Here is a 930-nt window from a genome sequence, read left to right as displayed (position 1 = left end):
CTGTTCGCCTCGCAGGACGGGGCGAACATCCGTTTCCTCTGCCGTCAGTTCGGCATTTCTCCTGCCACCGGCTACAAGTGGCTTCAGCGCTGGGCTGAGGAAGGTGCCTCCGGTCTTCAGGACCGCTCCCGCGCACCTCATCATTCCCCGAACCGCTCATCTGACGACATCACGGCCCTGCTGCGCATGGCGCATGACCGTCATCAACGCTGGGGCGCCCGCAAGATTAAGCGCTGGCTTGAAGACCAGGGGCACCGTATGCCCGCCTTCAGCACCGTCCATAATCTGATGGCCCGTCACGGTCTGCTGCCGGGCGCATCACCGGGCGTTCCGGCTACGGGACGCTTCGAACATGACGCGCCGAACCGGCTCTGGCAGATGGATTTTAAGGGCCACTTTCCCTTTGGCGGTGGCCGCTGCCATCCGCTCACCCTGCTGGACGACCACTCCCGTTTTTCCCTGTGCCTGGCGCACTGTACCGATGAACGGCGCGAGACCGTGCAGCAGCAGCTGGTCAGCGCGTTTGAACGCTACGGCCTGCCGGACAGGATGACGATGGACAACGGCTCACCGTGGGGCGACACCACCGGCACCTGGACGGCGCTGGAGCTGTGGCTGATGCGCCACGGTATCCGGGTGGGGCACTCCCGGCCTTATCATCCGCAGACGCAGGGCAAGCTGGAGCGTTTTCACCGCAGCCTGAAGGCGGAAGTGCTGCAGGGAAAATGGTTCGCGGACAGCGGAGAGCTGCAGCGCGCTTTCGATCACTGGCGCACGGTGTACAACCTTGAACGCCCGCACGAGGCGCTGGATATGGCGGTACCGGCCTCGCGTTATCAGCCGTCTGCCCGGCAGTACAGCGGCAGCGTAACGCCACCTGAATACGATGAAGGGGTGAAGGTCAGGAAAGTGGATGTCAGCGGAAAGATG

The 930-nt window shown here is 63.7% G+C and carries 1 protein-coding gene; it reads left to right on the top strand.

The annotated features are described in order from the left end of the window. A partial coding sequence (locus tag IM273_RS20435) for an IS481 family transposase (RefSeq protein WP_193055585.1) occupies positions 1 to 930 on the top strand: 930 nt, incomplete at both ends.

Source organism: Enterobacter cloacae complex sp. P13B, assembly GCF_014895915.1.
Taxonomy (GTDB): Bacteria; Pseudomonadota; Gammaproteobacteria; order Enterobacterales; family Enterobacteriaceae; genus Enterobacter; species Enterobacter bugandensis.
This window is presented reverse-complemented; position numbering and strand designations above follow the sequence as displayed.